At 45.9% G+C, this 610-nt stretch carries 1 protein-coding gene; it reads right to left on the reverse strand.

Features of this window, described 5'->3' with window-relative positions:
* A partial coding sequence (locus AAEY62_RS20105) for a SecDF P1 head subdomain-containing protein (protein ID WP_502935522.1) occupies positions 1–610 on the reverse strand: 610 nt, incomplete at both ends.

Consider the following 610-nt stretch of genomic DNA (forward strand, 5'->3'; position numbering starts at 1 on the left):
TGCTACGTTTGCAAGTAACCCTAAACGTCTGTACCACATAGCCATAAATGCCAAAGTAATACCCATACCTAACATTAGGGCGGCTAAGCCGTTACTTATATTTTCGCTGCCTAAGCTTGGCCCTATGGTTTGTTCGTGCACTATAGTAACCGGCGCACTTAACGAGCCTGCACGTAACAATAGCGCTAAGTCGGCCGCGGCTTGTGGGCTTTGCATATTGGTTATGCTAAAACGCGAACTTAAGTGCTGAGCAATATTGGCTACATTAATAACCTCACTCTTTTTAACTACCTCTCCTTTAGCATTTTGCGAATACTCTGAGTAAACCGTCGCCATAGGTTTACCTATATTAGCTTTAGAAAATGCCGACATAGCATCGCCGCCTTGGCTATCAAGGCTTAACTGCACTAGCGGTTTGCTCCAATCGTCGCGCCAAGCATGAGCGTTATTAATATGCTCACCGGTAAAAATTGGCACAGGGTCGAGTTTTATAGTACCGCCCGTCTGTAAATTAAAGGTTTGCCCACCCACAGCTTTTAATTGATAAAACCCCAGGGATGCCGTTGCGCCAATAATGCGTTTCGCCTCGGTAGGATCTTGCACTCCAGGT

It is taken from the genome of Pseudoalteromonas sp. GW168-MNA-CIBAN-0100 (assembly GCF_040309225.1).
GTDB classification, from domain to species: domain Bacteria; phylum Pseudomonadota; class Gammaproteobacteria; order Enterobacterales; family Alteromonadaceae; genus Pseudoalteromonas; species Pseudoalteromonas arctica.